The sequence below is a fragment of the Streptomyces sp. CA-210063 genome (assembly GCF_024612015.1).
Taxonomy (GTDB): domain Bacteria; phylum Actinomycetota; class Actinomycetes; order Streptomycetales; family Streptomycetaceae; genus Streptomyces.
In genome coordinates, this window is the sequence record NZ_CP102512.1 from 6,338,140 (window position 1) to 6,362,685 (window position 24,546).

At 72.4% G+C, this 24,546-nt stretch carries 16 protein-coding genes; 10 read left to right on the forward strand and 6 right to left on the reverse strand.

Annotation, left to right across the window (positions count from 1 at the left end; all coding sequences use genetic code 11):
- Positions 1-5: 5 nt before the first annotated feature.
- Complete coding sequence (locus tag JIX56_RS27825; RefSeq protein WP_257544559.1) at positions 6-3,029, forward strand: SUKH-4 family immunity protein; 3,024 nt, start codon at positions 6-8, stop codon at positions 3,027-3,029.
- Between the two features lie 205 nt (positions 3,030-3,234).
- On the forward strand, positions 3,235-4,140 hold the full coding sequence (locus tag JIX56_RS27830) for a cellulose-binding protein (RefSeq protein WP_257544560.1): 906 nt from the start codon (positions 3,235-3,237) through the stop codon (positions 4,138-4,140).
- Positions 4,141-4,181: 41 nt separating this feature from the next.
- On the opposite strand, the gene JIX56_RS27835 is transcribed toward JIX56_RS27830, so the two are convergent.
- From JIX56_RS27835 to JIX56_RS27845, 3 genes are all read right to left on the reverse strand, one after another.
- A complete protein-coding gene (locus JIX56_RS27835) occupies positions 4,182-4,346 on the reverse strand; it encodes a hypothetical protein (protein ID WP_257544561.1) in 165 nt (54 codons plus the stop codon).
- Between the two features lie 604 nt (positions 4,347-4,950).
- Complete coding sequence (locus tag JIX56_RS27840) at positions 4,951-5,295, reverse strand: trypco2 family protein (protein WP_257551158.1); 345 nt, start codon at positions 5,293-5,295, stop codon at positions 4,951-4,953.
- 126 nt (positions 5,296-5,421) lie between these two features.
- Positions 5,422-6,915, reverse strand: a complete 1,494-nt coding sequence (locus JIX56_RS27845) for an MFS transporter (protein ID WP_257544562.1) — start codon at positions 6,913-6,915, stop codon at positions 5,422-5,424.
- A gap of 423 nt (positions 6,916-7,338) precedes the next feature.
- On the opposite strand from JIX56_RS27845, the gene JIX56_RS27850 reads away from it, so the two are divergent.
- On the forward strand, positions 7,339-8,127 hold the full coding sequence (locus JIX56_RS27850; RefSeq protein WP_257544563.1) for an ABC transporter ATP-binding protein: 789 nt from the start codon (positions 7,339-7,341) through the stop codon (positions 8,125-8,127).
- Positions 8,124-10,703, forward strand: a complete 2,580-nt coding sequence (locus tag JIX56_RS27855) for an ABC transporter permease (RefSeq protein WP_257544564.1) — start codon at positions 8,124-8,126, stop codon at positions 10,701-10,703. Before JIX56_RS27850 ends, JIX56_RS27855 begins: the two co-directional genes overlap by 4 nt.
- A 148-nt stretch (positions 10,704-10,851) precedes the next feature.
- On the opposite strand, the gene JIX56_RS27860 is transcribed toward JIX56_RS27855, so the two are convergent.
- On the reverse strand, positions 10,852-12,285 hold the full coding sequence (locus tag JIX56_RS27860; protein ID WP_257544565.1) for a DUF2079 domain-containing protein: 1,434 nt from the start codon (positions 12,283-12,285) through the stop codon (positions 10,852-10,854).
- Positions 12,286-12,702: 417 nt separating this feature from the next.
- Here JIX56_RS27860 and mfd point away from each other — a divergent pair, with 417 nt between their 5' ends.
- A complete protein-coding gene (gene mfd / locus JIX56_RS27865; RefSeq protein ID WP_257544566.1) occupies positions 12,703-16,236 on the forward strand; it encodes a transcription-repair coupling factor in 3,534 nt (1,177 codons plus the stop codon).
- A gap of 177 nt (positions 16,237-16,413) precedes the next feature.
- Here the strand turns inward: mfd and JIX56_RS27870 are convergent, their stop codons facing one another.
- Complete coding sequence (locus tag JIX56_RS27870) at positions 16,414-17,085, reverse strand: TetR/AcrR family transcriptional regulator (protein ID WP_257544567.1); 672 nt, start codon at positions 17,083-17,085, stop codon at positions 16,414-16,416.
- A 229-nt stretch (positions 17,086-17,314) separates the two neighbouring features.
- On the opposite strand from JIX56_RS27870, the gene JIX56_RS27875 reads away from it, so the two are divergent.
- Entirely contained in the window at positions 17,315-18,151 is an 837-nt protein-coding gene (locus JIX56_RS27875) for an SCO6745 family protein (RefSeq protein WP_257551159.1), read from the forward strand.
- A gap of 195 nt (positions 18,152-18,346) precedes the next feature.
- Positions 18,347-19,063, forward strand: coding sequence for an HNH endonuclease family protein (locus JIX56_RS27880; RefSeq protein WP_257544568.1), 717 nt, complete (start codon positions 18,347-18,349; stop codon positions 19,061-19,063).
- Between the two features lie 33 nt (positions 19,064-19,096).
- On the opposite strand, the gene JIX56_RS27885 is transcribed toward JIX56_RS27880, so the two are convergent.
- Positions 19,097-19,837, reverse strand: a complete 741-nt coding sequence (locus JIX56_RS27885; RefSeq protein WP_257544569.1) for a hypothetical protein — start codon at positions 19,835-19,837, stop codon at positions 19,097-19,099.
- A 273-nt stretch (positions 19,838-20,110) separates the two neighbouring features.
- On the opposite strand from JIX56_RS27885, the gene JIX56_RS27890 reads away from it, so the two are divergent.
- The 3 genes from JIX56_RS27890 (at position 20,111) to JIX56_RS27900 (ending at position 24,478) form a co-directional block, all read left to right on the forward strand.
- Complete coding sequence (locus JIX56_RS27890) at positions 20,111-22,138, forward strand: N-6 DNA methylase (RefSeq protein ID WP_257544570.1); 2,028 nt, start codon at positions 20,111-20,113, stop codon at positions 22,136-22,138.
- 208 nt (positions 22,139-22,346) lie between these two features.
- On the forward strand, positions 22,347-22,940 hold the full coding sequence (locus JIX56_RS27895) for a hypothetical protein (protein WP_257544571.1): 594 nt from the start codon (positions 22,347-22,349) through the stop codon (positions 22,938-22,940).
- Positions 22,941-22,984: 44 nt separating this feature from the next.
- Positions 22,985-24,478, forward strand: coding sequence for a serine/threonine-protein kinase (locus tag JIX56_RS27900; RefSeq protein WP_257551161.1), 1,494 nt, complete (start codon positions 22,985-22,987; stop codon positions 24,476-24,478).
- Positions 24,479-24,546 lie beyond the last annotated feature (68 nt).

Genomic DNA, 24,546 nt, shown 5'->3' on the forward strand with positions numbered 1-24,546 from the left:
TTTCGATGGTGACGTTCGCTCAGGCGCAGGAGCGCGCAGAGGAGTGGATCAACGGGGATCTGCCGGGCTATCAGCACCGTGAGGTGCGGGTGCGGGAGTTCGACCTCGGGTTCGTGGTGTGGGCCGAGGACCGGGCGGACGGTCCGCGGTCCGACGGTGGCGCGCAGCGGCTGGTCATCGCCCGGGACAGCGGGGAGGCCACGCTGTGGCCGTCGCTGCCGGTGGGTGAGGTGATCCGCCGGTTCGAGGAGGAGTACGGCCGTACGGACGCGGCTCCGGCCGCCGCGCCCGCGCCTCCGGCCCGGGTGGATCTGAACCAGACGTCGTTCCTGCTGACTCCGCCGGAGTGGTTGCAGGACGCGGCGGACAAGCTGGGGATTCCGGACCGCCGGTCGGGTGCGGGTGCGGGTGCCTCTGACGGTGCCGGGTCTCGTCCGGCTGCGGCTGATGCGGGTGGTTCCGGCTCCTCGGGCGCCGGCGGGGTGTCCGGGGGCGGCGGTTCGATGCCCGAGACGATGCCGGGGCCGGTGGGGCAGTCGCCTTCGGCCGGCCGTGGGGTGCCCGCGGCACCGGCCGACGCCACGCCGTGGCCGGCCGCCGCGCCGGCGGACGACGAGGTGCGGGACGCGGTGCCGCCGAGGGACGCCGAGCCGCGCGACGCGGTGCCGGGGGTGCCCGCCGGGGCGACTCCGTGGGCCGGGACGGACACCAACGCCGAGGCCGAGGACGACCGTTCGGTGCCGCTGCCGGAGACCGTGTTCGCGCCGCAGTTGTCCGAGGTGAACGACCGGGACGACGCCCCGGCGCCGAGTACGCTGCCGGAGGCCAAGACGGCGCTGATTTCCGGGGGCAGCCAGCTCCCGCGTACGACGGTGGCGCCGGCTGTGGGCGGCCCGGGCTCGGGTGCGCCGGGCGGCCTTTCGCAGCCACAGCAGCATCAGCAGCCGCCGTCGGCGGGTCCGGGGACTCCGCCTCCGGGTGCGCCGTCGTACGGGTATCCGCAGGGTGCTGGTGGTCCGGGGACTCCGCCGCCCGCGCCGTCCTATGGCGATCCGCAGGGTCTCGGTGGTCCGGGGACTCCGCCTCCGGGTGGGCCGTCGTACGGCTATCCGCAGGGTCCCGGTGGTCCGCAGGGTCCGGGTACGCCGCCGCCGGGGCGTCCGCTGCCGCCCCATGCCGGTGACATCGCCGACGCCGCCACCAGCAAGGCGGCACCGCCTCCGCGCCGGGGCGCCGGGCCTGGGGCGCCGCCGCCTCCGGCTCCGCCCGGAACCCCGGGGACGCCGGGCGCCCGCCCGGGCGCCACGCCTCCGCCGCAGTCCGGGCCCGGTGCACCGGGCACTCCGGCGGGCGGGTACGTGCCGACCCAACTGGTCTCCTCCCTCGGCCCGGACGGGCCGGAGGGTCTCGGCGCTCCGGGTCGGCCCGGAGCTCCCGGTTCCCCTGGGGCTCCCGGTCAGCCGGGCGGTCCCGGCGCGCCGAATCCGCCCGGGAGTACGCCCCCGGGCGGCATGCACCACGCGGCGACGATGCTCGCAGGGCCCGCGATCGGCGGCCCGGGCGCGCCGCTCCCGCCGGGGCCGCCCGGTGCTCCGGGTCAGCCGGGTGGTCCTGGCGTCCCTGGTCCTCCGGGTCAGCCCGGTGTCCCCGGGGCCCCCGGTCAGCCGGGCGGTCCTGGTGCCCCCGGCGCTCCCGGCGCGCCCAACCCGCCCGGCGGTACACCCGCAGGCGGCGTGCACCACGCGGCGACGATGCTGGCCGGGCCCGCGGTGGGCGGCCCGGGCGCGCCCGGGGCTCCGGGGCAGCCGGGTCATCCGGGGATGCCGCCGGGTGCCCCCGGCCCCGTACACCATGCCGAGACGATGCTGGCCGGGCCGCCGGTGGGCGGGCCCGGCGGTCCCGGTGCGCCGCAGCCGCCCGGTCCGCCCGGGATGCCGCCGGGGGCTCCCCAGGGGATGCCGGGGCAGCCCGGTCAGCCCGGGCCGATGCCCGGTCAGCCGGGGCCGCCGATGGGGGCCCCGCCGGCGTACGGCTATCCGCAGCCGCCCGCCGGGCAGCCGACCGTCGGGCCCGGCTACCAGGCCGTGCTGCGGTTCCGGGCGCCGGACGGCTCCGAGCAGCAGGTGATCCGGCGTTCGGCGCCGGGTACGCCGCACCCGGAGTGGCAGATCTTCCACGAGCTGCGCGGGTTGAACATCCCGCCGGAGGCCGTGCTGGAGCTGCACACGGAGCTGGAGTCGTGTGAGCTGCCGGGGGCGTACTGCGCGCGGATGATCCGTGAGCAGTGGCCGAACGCGCGCATCACGTCCATCGCCCCGTACGGCAAGGACCATGCGAGCCGGCAGCAGGGCATGGCCCAACTCATCGCGCACCAGGGCGAGTTGCACCAGGTCGCGGACGGTCCGGCGCGGCTCGCGCCGGTGCGTGCGCCGTTGCCGCCGGTGCAGCCGGCTCCGCCGGTCCCGCCGGAGGCGATCGGGCAGGAGCTGGCGGCGGCGTTCGGGCCGGGGGTGTTCCGGTTCGACCAGCAGGCGGTGTCGCGGCAGGGCGTTCCGCCGATCGTGGCGCACACGCTGGTCGTGGCGGGACTGCCGGTGGACATGGGCCCGTTCTTCTGGGCGCAGGCCCAGCCGGGCCGTCCGGTGCCGACGTTGGCGGAGCTGGCGCAGGAGCGGGGTGTGCAGCCGGCGGCCGACGCGGGCTCGTACCTGGTGATGGGCAGCGACTTCGGCAAGGCGCTGTGTGTGCAGTACGGCACGGCGAACATCGTGGCGGTGCCGGTGGAGGCGGGGCCGGGCGGTGCGCCCGTACCGCCGCAGTTCGTGAACACCGGGCTGCCGGAGTTCGCGCGCTGCCTCGCTCTCCTCGGCCGTATGTGGCGGCTGCGGTTCGGCCTCAACCAGGAGCAGGCGGGCCGTTGGACCGTCGACTTCCAGGCGCAGCTCGCCGGCCTCGACCCGGCGGCGCTCGCCTCGCCGGAGAGCTGGTGGTCGGTGCTGCTGGAGCAGATGTGGGACGGGCTGCTGTGATCCGTCGCGGCTGACGGCCGCCGCGCCACACGCACGTCGCAAGGGCCCGACCCGGTCTCGTACGACCGGGTCGGGCCCTTCCGCGTGCCCGGCCGCGCCTCCCGAGTCCCTCGTACGGAGTGTCACGTTATGAACACTTCCGTCCGATACATCAAGATGTGCGCGAAATCATCATTTCGTGTGCGTCCGGCGGAGAGGGCCCAGCATGAGCAGCGCACCGACGGCACCCCATGGCTTCGAGTTCGACGTCGTACGCCGTGGCTACCGCCCCGACCAGGTCGACGCCTGTGCGGCGGCCCTGTGGCGGGACCGGGACGCCGCGTGGGAGAGGGCCGCCCGGCTGACCGTGCTGGCCCGGGACATGGGCGCGGACCTCGACCGGCTGCGCGAGACGGTCGCCGGGCTGACCCCGCAGACGTACGAGGCGCTCGGCGGGCGCGCCCGCCAACTGTTCGAACTCGGTGTCGAGGAGGCCACGGCCGTCCGTGAGGGCGCGCGCGAGGAGGCCCGGCGGATGGTCGCCGAGGCGGAGGAGGCCGGACTGCGGCTGCGGGGTGCCGCCCAGGCCTACGCCGACGAGGTGCGCGGCGAGGCCGAGGAGCGGGCCCGGCACCGGTTGCTGGCCGCCCAGGCCGAGGCCGACGACCTGCGGATCGCGGCCCGGCGCGCGGTGAAGGAGGGGCGGGGCGAGGCGCTGTCCGCGCTGCGGGAGGTGCGGGAGCGGACCGAGGGGATGCTCGCCGAACTGGACAAGGAGTTCGACGACCGGGTGGCCGACATCGAGCGGGAGGTCGCCGAACGGGAGGCCGTGTTCGTCGCCCGGCTCGCCGAGCGGGCCGCCCGCGCGGAGGCCGCCGCCGCCGAGGCCGAGCGGGCTCTCGCCGACGCGGAGGCGGCCGCGGTACGGCTGCAGGGCGACGCCGAGGCCCGCGCCGCCGAGCTGATCGCGGAGGCGCGGCGGCGCGAGCAGTGGGTGGTGGCGGAGACCGAGCGGGTGTTGCGGGAGCACGGGGAACGGTGGGACGAGGTGCGGGCGCAGATGGACCACGTACGCAGCAGTCTGACCGCGCTGACCGGCCAGGCTCCGGGCGAGCAGACGCCGTGGCAGTGATCACCACCGTGCCGTGGCGGGCGGCGTGTTCTTCCCTCGCGTCAGCCGTGGGCGGCCGGGGCCGGGTGCGTGAGGCTGATCTCCAGGTCCGGCCGGGCTTTCGTGAGGAGGGTGAGGCTCGGGTCCTCGGCGGAGAGCCGGTGGCCCGTGGGGGCCGTGAGGGCGAGCTTGGTGAGGGACGGGAAGACCTCCGTGAGTTGCTCCACCCCCCCCTCAGGTCGGTGACCTGCCGCAGGCGCAGGGACTTGACGCCGGGCAGGACGCCGAGGTGACGCGGTTCGGAGAACGACTCCGAGAAGGACTGCACGGTCGTGTCGACCTCCGAGACGCGGCCGGACTCGCGGATGAAGTCCCAGAACCCGCGTGTGTTCAGGGGGCTGGGCAGCATGAGGGAGGTCAGTGACTCCCAGGCGTCGAGGCCCTGGGTGTCGACCAGCCGTTGCACCGGCAGGGAGAGCCGGGTGACACCTCGGTGGACGGGGATCGATGCCACGGAGGTGATGTACGGGGTGGACAGGGTCAGGGCCGTGAGCGCGGGGTCGGGTGGCATCTCGCGGAGCACCTCGTGCGCGTACGCGGCGCAGGGCAGTTCCTCGGCGGTGAGGAGCAGCGCGGCGTCCTGCTCCTCGTCGGACCAGATGACCTGGGCGGTGGTGCGGTGGGCGCGCCGGGGGTGGGCGACCTGCGGCGCGGTGCTGCCGCCGATGACGTGGGCACAGGTCAGCACGAGGCGTCCGTTGAGCGCGACGCCGCTGCCCTGGCGGTCGCCGAGGACCACGACCGCACGGCTCGCGGGGCTGTCCGCCGGTGTCATCGGGTGGGGTGGGCGGGGCGCGGAACGGGCGGGGCCTCGCCGAATCCCGCCGTGCTGCCCGGGTCGTCGTCGCCGACCAGCCAGGGAGCGTGGGTGCGGGAGTCGCGCGGGGTGAGGGTGAAGGCGACGCGGTGGGTGCGGCCGGTGGCGCGGGCGGCGTCGGCCCCGGCGTCGACCACCCATGCCTTGACCCGGCCGCCAGCCTTCGTCTCCTTGCGCAGTTCGAGCGTGAACTCCATCTCGATGGTGCCCACTTCGAAGACCACCGGCTGTCCGGTCGCGCGCGTCGCGGCCTCGACGAGCTGGTCACGGACCGAGGCGATGGCCTCGGTGAGATCGATGCCGTCGAAGGCGTGACCGTCGGTGGCGTGACCGGCGGCCCGGGGCGTGGTGTCGCCGTCCCCTCCCGATGGCCCCGGGAGTCCCGATGGCCCTGATTTCCGGGACCGCCGTGGGTGCGAGGGTGGTCAGTCCTTCAGGACCGGAAACCTCCGCGGCGCCACCACCAGCAGCACCACCAGCGCCACCGTCGCCGCGCATCCAGCGCCCAGGTACACGGCGTGGACCGCGTCCGCGACGGCGCGGCGGACGGGCTCCGCGGCCGTGCCGGCGTCGAGGGAGTGGGTGACGGCGTCCAGGTCTCCCGCGCCACCCAGCCGGGACGCCAGCACGCCGTTCGCGACCGCCCCGAACAGCGCCGCGCCCAGGGTCTGTCCCGTCTGGCGGCAGAAGAGGATCGACGCCGTGGCCGTGCCCCGCTCCTCCCACCGCACGCTCGACTGGACGCCGATGATCAGGGGGAGCTGGAAGAGGCCCAGCGCGGCGCCCAGGAGGAGCATCAGCAGCGCCGGCTGCCAGGCCTCGCCCGGGTAGGGAAGGAGCGGGAAGGCGAAGAGGAGGGCGGCCGCCGCCGCGATGCCCAGGACCGCCGTGTTCCGGAAGCCGATGCGGCGGTAGACGTGCTGGCTGAGGGCCGCCGACACCGGCCAGCTCAGTGACCAGACGGAGACGACGAAACCGGCCGCCACCGGCGCCAGGCCCAGCACCGACTGGGCGTAGGTCGCGAGGAATACCGTCGGTGCCACCATCAGCAGGCCCAGCGCACCCAGCGCCAGGTTCACCGCCGCGATCGGGCGGCGGCGCCACACCCAGCCGGGGATGATCGGCTCGGCGGCCCGGCGTTCGATCAGGACCAGCAGGGCGATCAGGGCGACTCCCGTGCCCAGCAGGGTGAGGGAGGGCCACGACAGCCAGTCCCACGCCACCCCGCCCTGCACCAGCGCCGTCAGCAGGGCGCCGCCGCAGGCGAAGACGGTCAGGGCGCCCGCCCAGTCCACCCGGGGCCGGCCCGTCGACTCCCGCCGTGGCTCGTGCAGATGACGGACCAGCAGCCACAGTGTCGCCGCGCCGAGCGGCAGGTTGATGAGGAAGATCCAGCGCCAGTCCGCGTAGGTGGCGAGGACTCCGCCCGCTCCCGGGCCCGCCACCGCCGACACCGCCCACACCGTGGAGAGCTTGGACTGGATCTTGGGGCGTTCCTTCAAGGGGTAGAGGTCGGCCGCCAGCGTCTGCACCGTGCCCTGGAGCGCCCCGCCGCCCAGGCCCTGGATGACCCGGAAGGCGATCAGGGAGCCCATGTTCCAGGCCAGCGCGCACAGCAGCGAACCCAGCAGGAACAGGGCGGCGCCCACGATGAGGACCGGCTTGCGGCCGAAGGTGTCGGAGAGCTTGCCGTAGAGGGGGAGGGTGACGGTCACCGCCAGCAGGTAGCCCGAGAAGAGCCAGGAGAAGACGGAGAAGCCGCCCAGGTCGGCGACGATCTGCGGGACGGCGGTCGAGACGATCGTGGAGTCCACCGCGGCCAGGCCCATGGCCAGCATGAGGGCGGCGGTGACGGTTCTTCGCCGGCCGGTTCCGGTGTGCTGTGCCGAATCGCGTATCGCGGGTCGCGTGTCGTCCACCGGATGCCTTCCCCTTGCACCTATCTGCCGCCGACCACCATGCCACTTGAGCCTCACGCCACGGCAGGGTGCAAGCTGACCGCGCCGGAAGGAGGAGGTGAACCCCGAGGCCGTCTCCTCCCCTTGGCCGACATCCCTTAGGGGTGTCTCCGTACAAGGGCTCGGGGAGCGGTCGTACCGCCGGAGGACGAGACGGGGCGGCTCCGGTCCTTAACCTGGCTTTACGCCGCTGGGGGGCGGTGCACCGGATGTGGGGGGCGGTGCACCGGACCGGCGGGGGTGGGGTTTTCCCCCGCAGAAGACTGCGCTGGGCACCAGCGCGCCGGGCCCCCTCGGGGGACCAGACTCAGGGGCACATCACCTCGCAGGACTCGGCACCTCACTTCGTACGGCTCATCTGCTGACCGACATAGGAGACATACCGTGACATCGGCTGTGACCATCACCAGGCACGGGGGTACTGGAGGGACTACGGCCGTTGCCGCGCGGGCGCGGCAGGTCGTGAAGGCGTACGGGTCCGGTGAGACCCGTGTCGTCGCCCTCGACCAGGTGGATGTGGACATCGCGCGGGGACAGTTCACCGCGATCATGGGCCCTTCGGGGTCCGGCAAGTCCACCCTCATGCACTGCCTCGCCGGACTCGACAATGTGACGTCGGGTCAGATCTATCTCGACGACACCGAGATCACCGGGCTGAAGGACAAGAAGCTCACGCGGCTGCGCCGGGACCGGATCGGGTTCATCTTCCAGGCGTTCAACCTGCTGCCGACGCTGAACGCGATAGAGAACATCACGCTCCCCATGGACATCGCGGGGCGGAAGCCGGACAGGGAGTGGCTGGGGCGGGTCGTGGACACCGTCGGGCTGAGCGACCGGCTCAAGCACCGGCCGAACCAGCTCTCCGGCGGCCAGCAGCAGCGCGTCGCCGTGGCCCGGGCACTGGCCGCGCGGCCGGAGATCATCTTCGGTGACGAGCCGACCGGCAACCTGGACTCGCGGGCCGGCGCCGAGGTGCTCGGCTTCCTGCGCACGTCCGTCGACGAGCTGGGCCAGACCATCGTGATGGTCACCCACGACCCGGTGGCCGCCTCGTACGCGGACCGTGTGCTGTATCTGGCCGACGGCCGCATCGTCGACGAGATGTACAAGCCCACCGCCGAAGCCGTGCTCGACCGCATGAAGGACTTCGACGCCCGGGGGCGTACGTCATGAGTGTCATGAAGACCTCGATGCGCAACTTCTTCGCGCACAAGGGGCGGATGGCGCTGTCGGCCATCGCGGTCATGCTGTCGGTCGCGTTCGTGACGGGGACCCTCGTCTTCACCGACACGATGGGCACGACGTTCGACAAGCTGTTCGCGGCCACCGCCTCCGACGTCACGGTCAGCGCCAAGGGCGCCTCGGACAGCGGTGAGACCCAGTCCGACAACGGCAAGCCGCCGGTCCTGCCGGCGTCCGTCGTCGACAAGGTGGGCGGCGCGGACGGCGTGAAGTCGGCGGAGGGGACCGTCTTCACGACCTCGGTGACGGTCGTGAACGCCGACAAGGACAGCCTCTCGCCCACCAGCGGCGCCCCGACCATCGTCGGCAACTGGAACGCCAACGACGCCCGCACCATGAAGATCGCGTCCGGGAACGCCCCGCGCGGACCGGACCAGATCATGGTCGACGCGGACACCGCCGACAAGCACGGCCTGAAGCTCGGCGACGAGATCGGCGTGATCACGGCCGTCGGCACGCACGAGGCGAAGGTCTCCGGGATCGCCGACTTCACCGTCACCAACCCCGGCGCCGCGATCTTCTACCTCGACACCGCCACCGCCCAGAAGACCCTCGTCGGCGAGACCGACGTGTACACCAACGTCAACATCACCGCCGCCGACGGCTTCACGGACGCGCAGGTGAAGAAGAACGTCGCCGCCGAGCTGGGCGGCGCCTACAAGGTGCAGACCGCCAAGGAGATCGCGGACGCCAACGCCAAGGACGTCGGCGAGTTCATGGGCGTGATCAAGTACGCCATGCTCGGCTTCGCCGGGATCGCCTTCCTCGTCGGCATCTTCCTGATCATCAACACCTTCTCGATGCTGGTCGCCCAGCGGACCCGCGAGATCGGCCTGATGCGGGCCATCGGCTCCAGCCGCGGCCAGGTCAACCGGTCGGTCCTCGTCGAGGCGCTGCTCCTCGGTGTCCTCGGCTCGGTCCTCGGCGTCGCCGGCGGCGTCGGCCTCGCCATCGGCCTGATGAAGCTGATGAGCGCCACCGGCATGAACCTGTCCACCGACGACCTCACCATCGCCTGGACCACCCCGGCGGTCGGCCTGCTCCTCGGCATCGTCGTCACCGTCCTCGCCGCGTACGTGCCCGCCCGGCGCGCCGGCAAGGTCTCCCCGATGGCCGCCCTGCGCGACGCCGGCGCTCCGCTGGACACCAGGGCCGGAGTGGTACGGGCCGTGATCGGCCTGCTCCTGACCGGCGCCGGCGGCTACTGCCTGTACCTGGTGTCCGCCGCCGACAAGGCGAGCGAGGGCTCGTTGTGGCTGGGCGGTGGGGTCGTCCTGACCCTCATCGGCTTCGTCGTCATCGGCCCGCTGCTCGCCGGCGCCGTGGTGCGGGTGCTGGGCACGGTCGTCCTGCGGGCCTTCGGACCCGTAGGCCGCATGGCCGAGCGCAACGCGCTGCGCAACCCCCGCCGTACGGGGGCCACGGGCGCCGCCCTGATGATCGGCCTCGCCCTGGTCGCCTGTCTGTCGGTCGTCGGCTCCTCGATGGTCGCCTCGGCCACCGATCAGCTCGACAAGACGGTCGGCACGGACTTCATCATCCAGTCCGACGCCGGCCAGCTGATCACTCCGCAGGCCGTCAAGGCCGCGAAGTCCGCCGAGGACATCAAGAACGTCACCCAGTACAAGTGGACGCAGGCCGACTTCACCACCCCCGACGGCAAGACGCTCAAGGAGGCGGCGATCACCGCCGCCGACCCGAGCTACGCCACCGACCTCGCCACCGAGGTCGTCGCGGGCAAGCTGCCGGACGCCTACAAGCCCGACTCGATGTCCGTCCACGAGACGTTCGCCGAGGACCACGGCATCGAACTCGGCTCCAAGATCGCCGTCGACTTCAAGGACGGGTCCACGGCCCAGCTGACCGTCCGCGCGATCACCAGCAGCGATGTCGTCATCGACGCCGGCGCCATGTACACCTCCATCGACACGATGGCCAAGTACGTCCCCGCCGACAAGATGCCCCTGGACGAGATGCTCTTCGCCTCGGCGAAGGACGGCCAGGAGGCGGCCGCGTACAAGTCCCTCAAGGACGCGCTGCACGACTATCCGCAGTACGTGGTCCGCGACCAGACCGACTACAAGGAAGCGCTCAAGGGCCAGATCGACCAGCTCCTCAACATGATCTACGGCCTGCTCGCCCTCGCGATCATCGTCGCGATCCTGGGCGTCGTGAACACCCTGGCCCTGTCGGTCGTCGAGCGGACCAGGGAGATCGGCCTGATGCGGGCCATCGGCCTCTCACGCCGCCAGCTGCGCCGCATGATCCGCCTGGAGTCGGTCGTCATCGCCCTCTTCGGCGCGCTGCTCGGCCTGGGCCTGGGGATGGGCTGGGGCGCCACCGCCCAGCAACTCCTCGCCCTGGAGGGCCTGAACGTCCTCGACATCCCCTGGCCGACGATCATCGGCGTCTTCATCGGCTCGGCCTTCGTGGGCCTGTTCGCGGCGCTGGTGCCGGCGTTCCGGGCGGGCCGCATGAACGTACTGAACGCGATCGCGACCGAGTAGCCACCGAGCACGGGGGACACGGGGGACACGGGGGAACCGGGGGAACCGGGGGAGAGCCCGGCGCCGGGAAGCGGATGCTTCCGGGCGCCGGGTTCCACCGTTGTCCGGGTGCCTGAGAGGAGGCGTCCGGGTGCCTGAGGGGAGGCGCCTATCGGGACGTGCGTTTCAGCAGCACGTACCCCTGGATGACGCCCCGCAGCTCGTACCGGTCGCGCGGATGCAGCTGACGGGCGTACCCGGGGACGTCCTTCACCCAGCGCGAGGCGTTGTTGAAGACGATGTAGTCGGGGGCGAGGCCCTTGGCCCGGCCGATCCAGAAGACGCGGCAGCGGGAGGTCAGCCGGCTGATGGGGCCGACGTTGGACTCGACGGTGGCCCCGTCCGGGATGGTGTCCAGCAGCTTTTCCACCGCCCGGACATCGGCCGGGACCCGATAGGCGTCGGCCTCGGTCAGGGCGCCCACCGGCAGCACGGTCGTCAGCGCGAGCGCCGCAGCGACGACGGCGGTGGGCAGATGGACGGCGTACGAACGCAGCCACGGGCGGGAGCTGTGGCGGGCGGTGGTGAGCGCGTCGACGAGGGCGAGGGTGACGATCGGCATCAGTACGGCGCTGTAGTGCCAGTCCGTGCCCCAGTAGTGGTGGTCGGAGGAGACGAACCGCCAGCCCAGGGTGGGGAGGACGGCGAGGAGGATCGGGGAGCGCAGGGCGAGCAGTCCGCTGGTCGGGATCAGCAGCCAGAGAACGGTGCGGATCTTGATGTCCGCGCCGGTGAGGGGCCCGGCGTCGCCGACCTTGGACAGGTAGTCGGAGACGCCCGCGGTGTTGAAGGCCGGGATGATCATGGTGAAGGTGAGCAGCGTGGCGACCGCCCCGAACGACGCGACCGCGACGGCGTACGGCACCACCCGGGGCGAACCGTGCCGCCGGGCCCGTAGCGCGACGACCACCGCGATGACCGCCAGCGTCAGCCCCTGGTCCTCCTTGACCAGCACCAACGGCAGCGCCCAGAGCAGCGCCGCGCGCCACCGGTGCCGGAGCAGCGCCTCCAGGGAGAAGGCGATCAGCACAACCGCGAAACAGATCTCGTGGAAGTCGAAGTCCACGGCCTTCTGCAGCCCCCACGACAGCCCGTACGCCACCCCCAGCGCGAGCCCCCGCGCCCGCCCCAGCAGCCGCGTGGCCGCCCGCGTCACCGGTATCGCCGACAGCGCGAACAGCGCGGCCTGCGCGACGAGCAGCGTCACGGGTGAGGGGAAGACCCGGTAGAACGGCGCGAGCAGGACGGTGACCGGACTGAAGTGATCCCCGAGAACGTTGTACCCCGGCCCCTTCAGATCGACGATCGGCGCCTGGAAGTGCGCGTACGCCCGCACCGCCTGCTCGAAGATCCCCAGATCCCACGACCGGTTCCCCATCCGCCGGTACCGCCCGACGGAAACCGCCGTGTACGCCACGAACAACACGACCGCCAGCACGTACGGCTCCCGCCGCTGGAGCGAGAAGCGCCGGTCACGGGGCGGGGGCGAGACCGTGACCGGCCCGGGTATGAGCGCCAAGGGTGTCGGGGCGGTCGGGGCCATGGATGCTCACGTTCGGTATGGGACAGGGGCGACGGCTGCCCTAAAGGTTAGGCGCGCCGTGGTGTGAAGGGGCGAAGCCCCTTCCTCGAGGGGCGCGGGGAACTGCGCGATCAACCACGACGCTCCGTCACGCACTCACTCACCGCGGCCACCCCTCATCCCCCGGCGGGGGCCTGGGGGCGGCAGCCCCCAGAAAAGGGGGGTCCCAGAAAGGGGGGTCGAAGGGGCACAGCCCCTGGTGATGGGACGGGTAGGGGCGGCGGGGGCGAGACCCCCACGGTTGTCCACAGCCCCCACACCACCCACACCGCTCGTCGTACCCTGGACACCCCCGGCCCGTCACACGAGTCCGGGTGTTCGTGTTGCCCCACCCCCTTGTCCCACCCCCCTTGCCCACCCGGACGGGAACCGCCCTTCATGAGCCTCCACGGTCTGCTAGACGCCGTAGTCAAGGACGCCCCCCTCGCGGAAGCGATCAGGGCGGCAGCCGACGGCCACCGCACCCACGTCGACCTGGTGGGCCCCCCGGCGGCCCGCCCCTTCGCGGTGGCCGCCCTCGCCCGCGACGCCGGCCGCCCCGTACTCGCCGTGACGGCGACGGGCCGCGAGGCCGAGGACCTGGCGGCGGCCCTGCGCTCGCTGCTGCCGCCGGACGGCGTCGTGGAGTACCCGGCCTGGGAGACGCTCCCGCACGAGCGCCTCAGCCCGCGCAGCGACACCGTCGGCCGCCGCCTCGCGGTCCTGCGCCGCCTGACCCACCCGAGCCCCGACGACCCGGAGACCGGCCCGGTCTCGGTGGTCGTCGCCCCCGTCCGCTCGGTCCTCCAGCCCCAGGTCAAGGGCCTCGGCGACCTGGAACCCGTCGCCCTGCGCACGGGACAGACGGCCGACCTCAACCGTACGATCGAAGCCCTGGCGGCAGCGGCGTACTCCCGGGTCGAACTCGTCGAGAAGCGCGGCGAGTTCGCCGTACGCGGCGGCATCCTGGACGTCTTCCCGCCGACCGAGGAGCACCCCCTCCGGGTGGAGTTCTGGGGCGACGACGTCGAGGAGATCCGGTACTTCAAGGTCGCCGACCAGCGCTCCCTCGAAGTCGCCGAGCACGGCCTGTGGGCCCCGCCCTGCCGTGAGCTGTTGTTGACGGACGAGGTCCGCGACCGCGCGCGTGCCCTCGCCGAACGCCACCCCGAACTGGGCGAACTCCTCAACAGGATCGCCGAGGGCATCGCCGTGGAAGGCATGGAATCCCTCGCTCCGGTCCTCGTCGACGACATGGAACTGCTGGTCGACGTCCTGCCGAAGGGCGCGATGGCGATCGTGTGCGACCCGGAGCGGGTGCGCACGCGGGCGGCGGACCTGGTGGCCACCTCGCAGGAGTTCCTCCAGGCCTCCTGGGCGGCCACCGCCGGTGGCGGCGAGGCGCCCATCGACGTCGACGCGGCCTCCCTCTGGTCCATCGCGGACGTCCGTGACCGGGCCCGCGAGCTGGACATGATGTGGTGGTCGGTGTCGCCGTTCGCCGCCGATGAAGAACTGGACGCGGACACCCTCAAGCTCGGCATGCACGCGCCGGAGACCTACCGCGGCGACACGGCCAAGGCGCTGGCCGACACCAAGGGCTGGCTCGCCGACGGCTGGCGCACGGTGTTCGTGACCGAGGGCCACGGCCCCGCCGCCCGCACGGTCGAGGTGCTCGGCAGCGAGGGCATCGCGGCCCGACTGGAGGCCGAGCTGGGGCAGATCTCCCCGTCGGTCGTGCATGTGGCGTGCGGCTCGATCGACTACGGCTTCATCGACCCCGCCCTGAAGCTGGCGGTCCTCACCGAGACCGACCTCACCGGCCAGAAGGCGGCCGGCAAGGACGGCGCCCGGATGCCCGCCCGCCGCCGCAAGACCATCGACCCGCTCACCCTCGAACCGGGCGACTACATCGTCCACGAGCAGCATGGCGTCGGCCGCTACATCGAGATGGTCCAGCGGACCGTGCAGGGCGCGACCCGCGAGTACCTCGTCGTCGAGTACGCCCCCGCCAAGCGCGGCCAGCCCGGCGACCGCCTCTACATCCCGACGGACCAGCTGGAACAGATCACGAAGTACGTCGGCGGCGAGGCCCCGACCCTGCACCGCCTGGGCGGCGCCGACTGGACGAAGACCAAGGCCCGCGCGAAGAAGGCGGTCAAGGAGATCGCCGCCGACCTGATCAAGCTCTACAGCGCGCGGATGGCGGCGCCCGGGCACGCGTTCGGCTCGGACACCCCCTGGCAGCGCGAGCTGGAGGACGCCTTCCCGTACGTGGAGACCCCCGACCAGCTGACGACGATCGCCGAGGTCAAGGAGGACATGGAGAAGACGGTCCCCATGGACCGTCTGATCTGCGGCGACGTCGGCTACGGCAAGACGGAGATCGCGGTCCGGGCCGCCTTCAAGGCCGTCCAGGACGGCAAGCAGGTGGCCGTCCTGGTGCCCACGACCCTGCTGGTGCAGCAGCACTTCGGCACGTTCAGCGAGCGGTACTCGCAGTTCCCGGTGAACGTCCGGGCCCTGTCCCGCTTCCAGACGGACACCGAGGCCAAGGGCACGCTGGAGGGCCTGCGCGAGGGCGCGGTCGACATCGTCATCGGCACGCACCGCCTCTTCTCCTCCGAGACCAAGTTCAAGGACCTCGGCCTCGTCATCGTCGACGAGGAGCAGCGCTTCGGCGTCGAGCACAAGGAGCAGCTGAAGAAGCTCCGCGCGAACGTCGACGTGCTGACGATGTCCGCGACGCCGATCCCGAGGACGCTGGAGATGGCGGTCACGGGCATCCGGGAGATGTCGACGATCACCACCCCGCCGGAGGAGCGCCACCCGGTCCTGACCTTCGTCGGCCCGTACGAGGAGAAGCAGATCGGCGCGGCCATCCGCCGTGAACTGCTGCGCGAGGGCCAGGTCTTCTACATCCACAACCGGGTGGAATCCATCGACAGAGCGGCTGCCCGGCTGCGCGAGATCGTCCCCGAGGCGCGCATCGCCACGGCCCACGGCCAGATGTCGGAACAGGCCCTGGAACAGGTCGTCGTCGACTTCTGGGAGAAGAAGTTCGACGTCCTGGTCTCGACGACGATCGTGGAATCGGGCATCGACATCTCGAACGCGAACACGCTGATCGTGGAGCGGGGAGACACCTTCGGCCTGTCGCAGCTGCACCAGCTGAGGGGACGGGTGGGCCGAGGCCGGGAACGCGGTTACGCGTACTTCCTCTACCCGCCCGAGAAGCCCCTGACGGAGACGGCCCACGAGCGTCTGGCCACCATCGCCCAGCACACGGAGATGGGCGCGGGCATGTACGTGGCGATGAAGGACCTGGAGATCCGGGGCGCGGGCAATCTGCTGGGCGGCGAACAGTCCGGCCACATCGCGGGCGTCGGCTTCGACCTGTACGTCCGCATGGTCGGCGAGGCCGTCGCGGACTACCGCCGCCAGCTGGAGACGGGGGAGATCCAGGAGGAGCCGCCGCTCGAGGTCAAGATCGAGCTGCCGGTCGACGCGCACGTCCCGCACGACTACGCGCCCGGCGAGCGGCTGAGGCTCCAGGCGTACCGCTCGATCGCCTCCATCAACAACGAGGCCGACGTCGCCGCCGTACGCGAGGAACTCGTCGACCGCTACGGCAAGCTCCCCGAGCCGGTGGAGAACCTGCTCCTGGTGGCCGGGCTGCGCATGCTCGCCCGGGCCTGCGGGGTGGGCGAGATCGTCCTCCAGGGCACCAACATCCGCTTCGCGCCGGTGGAGTTGCGGGAGTCGCAGGAGCTGCGCCTCAAGCGGTTGTATCCGGGGACGGTCATCAAGCCGGCCGCCCATCAGGTGCTGGTGCCCCGCCCGAAGACCGCGAAGGTGGGCGGCAAGCCGCTGGTCGGGCGGGATCTGCTGGGGTGGACCGGGGAGTTCCTGGCTTCGATTCTGGGGTCTTAGCCGTTCCGGTTGTTCCGGCCGTTCCGGTTGTTCCGGCCGTTCCGGTTGTTCCGGTTGTTCCGGCCGTTCCGGTTGTTCCGGCCGTTCCGGCCGTTCCGGCCGTGGCTGCGTGGCTGCGTGGCTGCGTGGCTGCGTGGCTGGCGTGGCCGCGGGGGTTGGTTGCGGTTGTCGTGCGCTTCAGCTCTCGTGGCCGAGTCGGGGCGTGGGCGCAGTGGATCGGAACAGCAGCTCCGTGGCCGTGCGGAAGACCTCCTCGGGGTCCTGGTCGCCCACGACCGCGGCCAGATTGCCGCTGAGCAGCAGCGTGGCGAAGCCGTGGGAGAGGGACCAGGCGGCGATGCCGGCCAGCCGGGGGTCGGTGTCGGGGTTCTCGGGGCGCGCGGTGGTGACGGCGGTGCGCAGCTGCTCGCGTGACAGGGCGCGGGCCGTGGTCAGTTCGAGGTCGTCCTCGCGCAGCAGCTCCGGTCTGAACATCACCTGGAAGTGCGCGGGGTGTTCGCGGGCGAAACGGACGTACCGGCCGCCCGCCTCCCGCAGGTCCCCGGCCTCCGCGAGCGTGGCCGCCAGCAGCGCGTGCCCCTCCGCCGCGATCGCCGTCAGCAGTCCCGTGCGGTCCTTGAAGTGATGGGCGGGCGCCGCGTGCGAGACCCCCGCGCGGCGGGCCAGGTCCCGCAGGCTCAGCGCCGACGGCCCTTCGGCGGCGATGACGTCGAGGGCGGCGTGGAGGATCGCGCGGCGCAGGTCGCCGTGGTGGTAGGGGCGGTCGGGCCCCTTGGACTGCTTGGGCTGTTCGGATCGCTTCGGCTGCTTGGGCTGTTCAGGCTGATCGGCCGTGGTGCTGCGGGGCATGGGCACAGCGTAGGCCTCTCGCGACATTCGATCTAGTCGTTGACAAGTTTGGGGCGCTCGGGCAATCTAGTCAGTGTCAAGTTCCGGCTCGGTCGGTCCGGCCGGGGGAGTGGCAAGGGGGGATGTCATCGTGTCCGAGAGTGTCGAACCGGCCGACCTGGCCGACCTGGCCGACCTGGGCGAGGTGGCCGACCTGGGCGAGGTGGCCGACCTGGGCGAGGTGCGCCGCATGTGGCACCTGCTGGAGCCCTTGCACGCCGTCCTGTACTACGCACCGGAGGCCTTCGAGGAGGCGGCCGCGCTGGGGTACGGCGTGGAGGAGCGGTGGCCGAGCTACTTCCCGTTCCGGGCGGCGCCGTTGGGTGCCGTCGGGGTCGAGCGGACGGCCTCCGCCTTCTACAGTTTCAGCCCCCGCATGGTCGCGGAGCACATCGAGCCGGCCTGGAGGACCGCGACTCCCAAGGCCGTGCTGGAGGCCCGGGACCGGGCGATCGACCGGACCTGCCGAGCGATATTCGGCGACCGGGTGGACAGCCCCGAACTCGCCGAGGCAGCCGCCCTGGCCCGCCGTGCCGCCGGGTTCGCGAACACCGCGGGCCGCCCCCTGGCCGCGGCCAACGCCGAGCTGCCCTGGCCCGAACCCGCGCATCTCCAGCTCTGGCGGGCGGCCACGATCCTGCGCGAACACCGCGGTGACGGCCACCTCGCGGCCCTGCTCATCGCGGACCTCGACCCCGCCGAGTCCCTCGTCTCCTTCGCCGCTATAGGCGCGGCCTCGGTGGAGCGCTTCGAGAGCCGCGGCTGGAGCCCCGACGCATGGGCCGCCGCCCGCGCCCGCCTCACGGCACGCGGCCTGGTGCATCCGGACGGTACGGCCACGGAGGCCGGCCGGAGTCTGCGCCGACAGGTCGAGCGGCACACCGACCGACTGGCCGCCGCCCCCTGGCAGTTCCTCGGCCCGTCCGACACCGCCCGACTCGCCGACCTGCTGGGCGAGTTCTGGGTCGCGGTCCTCGGCTCGGGCCTGCTGCCGTCGGAGACGACCCTCGGCATCGGAAAGGTGTGAGTGACTCCTGACCGAGCCCGGCTGACCTCCTCCCCATGCTCACCCCCTCACCACCGGAGATACGCCGGGCGTGCACCCGATGCCTGTTGGGTGCCGGTATCGCGGTTCCCGGCGGCCGCTACGGTGTCGAGCAGGGAAGACGGGGGAACCCCACGCAGGACCGGGTGAGAGCACAGACGAAGGAAGAGGTGTCGCGTGGTGCGTCTGAGGGGTGGGGTGGCCGTCGTCGCTCTGGTGATGGTCGCGGCCACCGGCTGCGAACTGGACACGCAGGGTTCGGCCGGACCGCAGGAGGGCTCCGGTGAGGGCGGCGCCGCCTTCGCCGCCGCGGAGGCGCTGACCGTCAAGGGGCGGGCGCCCAAGACCAATTACGACCGCGGCGAGTTCGGCAGCCCCTGGGTCGACACGGACTCCAACAGTTGCGGCACCCGCGACGACATACTCAAGCGCGACCTGGACGACGTGAAGTTCCGTGACGGGGACTGCACGGTGGTCTCCGGCGTGCTCGACCCGGACCCGTACACCGGCGAGGACGTGTCGTACGTCCGGGGCCGCAGCAAGATCGACGTGGACCACATCGTGGCCCTCTCGGATGCCTGGCAGAAGGGCGCCCAGCAATGGGACGACAGCAAGCGCATAGCCCTGGCCAACGACCCGCTCAACCTCCTCGCGGTCGACTCGGGCACCAACCGCGGCAAGGGTGACGGCGACACGGCCACCTGGCTCCCGCCCAACAAGGCCTACCGCTGCACCTATGTGGCCGCCCAGGTCGCCGTGAAGAAGAAGTACGGCCTCTGGGTCACCTCGGCCGAACAGTCCGCCATGAAGCGTGTCCTGACCACCTGCCCCGACCAGAAACTCCCCACCGGCGGCAACCCCACCAAGGCCCCGGCCCGCTTCCACGCGGACTGAAGCCGCTGCGGTGCCGCCTCGCGGGAGGGTGCGTCAGCTGAAGTCCTCGTCCAGGTCGATGACCTTGCCCTTGGGGGCCTCGGCCGGGACCGGCTTGTTGTAGTCGGTGAAGACGAGGTCACCGGGCTCGTCGGCGGACTTGCTGACGACCCGCAGGAGGTACGGCTTGCCCTCGGTGGCCACGTACAGCGTGTAACGGTCCTTGCCGTCACGCTCGTCGAGGACGATCGCGGGGGTGCCGTCGAGCTCGGTGGTCTTGCCCCGCGTGGCGTCGGAGTTCACGTCCTCGAAGTCGGCGAGCACGGTGTCGAGGTCGCAGAAGCTCGCGATGTCCTTGGAGTCCTCGGCGGTCGCGGACGTCTTGGTCCACTTGTCGGCGAGCCACTCGACGGCCAGGTCGGCCTCCTCCTTGGGGGCGTCCTTCGACTGGGCCCGCAGGAACGCCTCGTCGTACTTCATGTAGATGGTGTCGCCGACCTTGATCAGTTCGGCCTCGCCCTCGCCGTTCATGCTCAGCGTGCCGGCGCAGTCGCCCTTCTTGTTCATCGCCATGTCCATCTGGACCGTGCCGCCGGCGGAGTCGTCCTGGACCTCGCCCTTCATCCGGAGCGAATCGGCGTCCGAGGTGGCCTTCACGGCCTTGTCGGCGATCTCGCCGCCGGTCAGCCCGGCGAACGGGCCCTTCGGCTCGTCCTTGTCCCCGGGCAGGCAGCCGGTGAGCGAGAAGGTGGCCGCGGCGGCGATGCAGAGAGCGGCGAGTGCGGTGCGACGCATGGGAGTTCCCCCCTGGGAATCGATGAGTGAGGTGAGTGGACCGAGCGGTGTCGTTCTCGCGGGTCGGTGAGCGGTGCGTGTCAGGACGCAGCGCAGCCGACCTGTGACCACCCGGATCGGGCGGCCCGTCGTTCGATGGGTCAATGACAGCAGAGCTTGTGAACCGAGTCAACATGGTTCACAAGCTTGAGTGTGTACACGGCGTGTAGGGGTAGATCTTGCGTACGTCGGTATGCTCGACGCCACAGACCAGGTACGAGGGGAGCCGGGCGCGTGCAGGGGAACGGGACAGAGGTCACCGCAGCGGACATCGCGCGGCTCGCCGGGGTGGGTCGCGCCGCCGTCAGCAACTGGCGCCGTCGGCACGCCGACTTCCCCAAACCGGTCGGCGGCACCGAGACCAGCCCGGCCTTCGCGCTCAGCGAGGTCGAGGAGTGGCTGCGCGACCAGGGCAAGCTCGCCGAGGTGCCCCTGAAGGAGCGCGTCTGGCAACAGGTCACCGGCCACCCGGAGGGCCCCGTCACCGCCCTGGTGCACGCGGGCTGCGCCCTGCTGTACCTCCATGACCGCCCCCTGGCCTGGCTGGAGTTCAGCGCCTGCCCCGACGACGAGCAACTGGCCCGGATCCTGCCCGAGCCGCTCGGGCAGGTGCTCACTCCGCGCTTCGGCCCGGTCCGCGAGTCGGCCGTGCCCCAGCCCACGCCGGCCGAGTTGCTGCCCTCGATCCCCCTGTTGCGCGGCGCCACCGAACTCGCGGCCGACCTGGGCGCGCGGCAGACCTTCGAGTTCCTGCTCGCCCGGCACCTCGACGCCAACCCCCGCCAGTACACGCTCACTCCGGGCGAACTCGCCGAGCTGATGGCCGAACTCGCCGGCCCCGCCCGCTCGGTGCTCGACCCGGCCTGCGGCACCGGCGCCCTCCTGCGCGCCGTCGCCGCCCGCCCCGGCCAGGAGCTGTACGGGCAGGACAGCGCCCAAGAACTGGCCGCCCTCACCGCGCTCCGCCTCGCCCTGCGCACCAAGAGCACCATCCGCACCGCCCCCGGGGACAGCCTCCGCGCGGACGCCTACGCGCACCTCAGGGCCGAGGCCGTGCTGTGCCACCCGCCGTTCAACGAGCGCAACTGGGGCCACGACGAACTCGCCTACGACCCGCGCTGGGAGTACGGCTTCCCGGCCCGTACGGAATCCGAACTCGCCTGGGTGCAGCACGCCCTGGCCCGCCTGGAGGACGGCGGCACGGCCGTCCTGCTGATGCCGCCGGCCGCCGCGAGCCGCCGCTCGGGGCGCCGTATCCGCGCCGACCTGCTGCGCCGCGGCGCCCTGCGCGCCGTGATCGCCCTGCCGGTGGGCGCCGCACCCCCGTACAACATCCCGCTGCACCTGTGGGTGCTGCGCCGGCCCGGCAAGGCGCCCGTGCGGCCCGAGCTGCTGCTGGTGGACACCGGGCGGCTCGGCGCCGAGGGGCGGAGCGGGTTCGACTGGGCGGCGGTGCGCACCGCCGTGCTCGACGCCTGGCGGCCCTTCGACCGGGCGGGCGAGGTGGCGGAGCGGCCGGGGCTCAGCCGTTCGGTGCCGGTCATCGACCTGCTCGACGACGACGTGGACCTGGCTCCCGCCCGGCATCTGCCGCCCCCGGCCGCGGGCGGCGGCGCCGAGGAGCTGACCGCCGTACGCGAACGCCTCGGCGAGACCCTCCGTCTGGCCGCCGACCTCACCCCGCCGCTCGCCGACGACGCGCAGCCCGCGCGCTGGCCGCTCACCACGGTCGGCGAACTCGCGCGCGGGGGAGCCCTGCTGCTGCGCACGGGCGGAAACGGCCCCCACGCGCGCGTGCTCACCGATCACGACGTCCTGGCCGGCACGGCACCCTCGGGAACCCTGCCGGAGACCGGCGAGGACCCCGTGCTCGTGGAGCCGGGCGACGTCGTCGTCCCCGTCCTCGGCGGCGGCGGTGTCGCGCGGGTGATCGACGAGGAGACCGCGGGCGCCGCCCTCGGCCGCAACCTCACCCTGCTGCGCCCCGATCCGGCCGCGCTCGACGCGTGGTTCGTCGCCGGTTTCCTGCGCGGCACCGCCAACAGCCGCCAGGCCAGCAGCTACGCCTCCACCGCGAGCCGCCTCGACGTACGCCGCCTCCAACTGCCCCGGCTCCCCCTGGACCAGCAGCTCCGCTTCGGCGAACGGTTCCGCGCCCTCGCCGCCTTCGAGGACGCCCTCCGCCAGGCAGGCCGCCTCGGCGAACGGCTCGTGCGCGGCATGTACGACGGACTGACGGACGGTACGGTCGCCCCGGACTGATCCGCCGGACCGAGCGGTCACCCGGCCCGGCACGGCCAACTCCCCTTACCGATCACGCCTACCGGACGGAACCACTCCGCGTCGGACGGCGTGACCAGCACTGCGGTACTACAACGGTTGTCCACAACCCTGGACCTCATGTCGTGACCGACCTATACCCTCGGAACGACATCGCTCGTCCGCTCTCACCAGGCCCTCAGGAGCAGCCATGCACGGCCACGGCTATGCGCCGACACCGCCCCCCGGCCCCGACCAAGGGGGCCAGGTCACACTGCGTGTGATCTTCGTGGTGGTCGCGGTCATGAGCTGTGGCGTGCTCGCCTGGGCGTGCCTGCTGAGGCTCGCCTCGGTGACCCGCAGGACCCGGGACTGGTGGTTGTTCGCCCTCGCGATCGTCCACATCGTCGCGACGCTGTACATCATCGGCACCGACCCGGGCAAGGAGGAGTTCACCACCTGGCGCGGCGACGTCGGCATGTCGATGCTGTTCGGCGGCCTGATCGCGATCGTCGCGTACTACCTGGCCGCGGACATACGCCACTTCAGCCGCTCCGGGACGGTCCCGTCGTCGCCGTACGCCCAGACCACGGTGTACTCGCAGCAGTCCGGCTACAGCTACCCGCCGGTCCAGGTCCCGCAGCCCTACACACCCGCCCCGCCGGTCCAGCAGTCGCCCGTCCAGCCGCAGCCCCCACAGCAGCCGCAGGCTCAGCCCCAGCCGGGGCCCGCCCGCATAGACCAGGTGCGCGCCGAGCTCGACGAGCTCAGTGACTATCTCCGCAAGCACGAAGGAGACCGGTGATCCAGGGACAGGGGACCGGCCGCCTGATCACCGGCCGCTACGAACTGTCCACGCTCATCGGGCAGGGCGGCATGGGCCAGGTGTGGACGGCGTACGACCAGCGCCTCGACCGGCGCGTGGCGGTGAAGCTGCTGCGCCCGGACAAGGTCGCGGGCCAGGAGGCCGACGAGCTGCGCCGCCGCTTCGTGCGCGAGTGCCGTGTCACGGCCCAGGTCGACCACCCCGGCCTGGTGACCGTGCACGACGCGGGCAGCGAGGGCGAGGAGCTGTTCCTCGTCATGCAGTACGTCGACGGGGCCGACCTCGCCGACCATCTCGCCGAGCACGACCCCTACCCGTGGCAGTGGACCGTCTCGGTCGCCGCCCAGCTGTGCGCCGTGCTGTCCGCCGTGCACGCGGTGCCGATCATCCACCGCGACCTCAAGCCCCGGAACGTGATGGTCAAGCAGGACGGCACGGTCACCGTCCTCGACCTGGGCGTCGCCTCCGTCATGGACACCGACACCACGCGTCTCACCCACACCGGCTCGCCCATCGGCAGCCCCGCCTACATGGCCCCGGAACAGGCCATGGGCGGCGCGGTCGGCCCGTACACCGACCTGTACGCCCTCGGTGTGCTGATACACGAACTGCTCAGCGGGAACGTCCCGTTCACGGGCTCCACGGCCCTCGGTGTCCTCCACCGCCACCTCTACGAGCCGCCGGTCCCGGTCCGCCGGCTGCGCCCCGAGGTGCCCGAGAACCTGGAGGCCCTGGTCCTCCGGCTGCTCTCCAAGGACCCGCAGCACCGCCCGTCCTCCGCGCAGGAGACGTACGAACAACTCCTCCCGCTGCTCCCCGCGCGCGGTATGCCCACCGGCTCCCCGCTCGACCCCGCGCGCCCGTTCCTGCGCCCGCACGCCCCCTGGCCGGACCGCGCCCGCATCCCCGCGCCGCAGCCGTCCGCCACGCCCGACCCCGCGCCCGCGGCCGACAAGCCCGATGTGGCGGGCGCCGTCGACGAGGTCAAGCGGCTTCTCGGCGAGGGCCGCATCACCCAGGCCGTCGACATCCTCGGCGCGATCCTCCCGGCCGCCGCCGCCCAGCACGGCGAGCACTCACCGGTCGTCCGCACCCTGCGCAAGCAGTACGCGGCCACGCTGATGGACGACGGCCAGTACCGCCGCGCCTTGCCCGAGCTGCGCCGCCTCGCCGACGAGCGCGCCGCCGAGGCCGGCCAGGCCGACCCGCAGTCCCTGCGCTTCCGCTACGAGTCCGCCCAGTGCCTCGAACAGCTCGGCGAACCGGCCGCGGCCCTCGCCGAGTACCGCTCGCTGCTGCCGTACTTCGAGAACCAGTACGTGGGCGGCGACCCCGAGCTCTCCCTCGACGTCCGCCGCCGCATAGGCCACCTCCTCCTCGCCCTCGGCGACCGCGGCGCAGCCCACGAGACCCTGGGCCGCCTGCTGCTCGACGTGGAACGGCTGCGCGGGCCCGGCCATCCGCTGGCGAGCGAGGTCCGGCGCACGTTGCAGTGGCTGGGCCAGGTGCGCGGCTGACGCACGGCGGACACACGGGAGGCCTTGTTTTGCGCCACCTTGGCCGAAGTTTGTCGTGATCCGGAGGC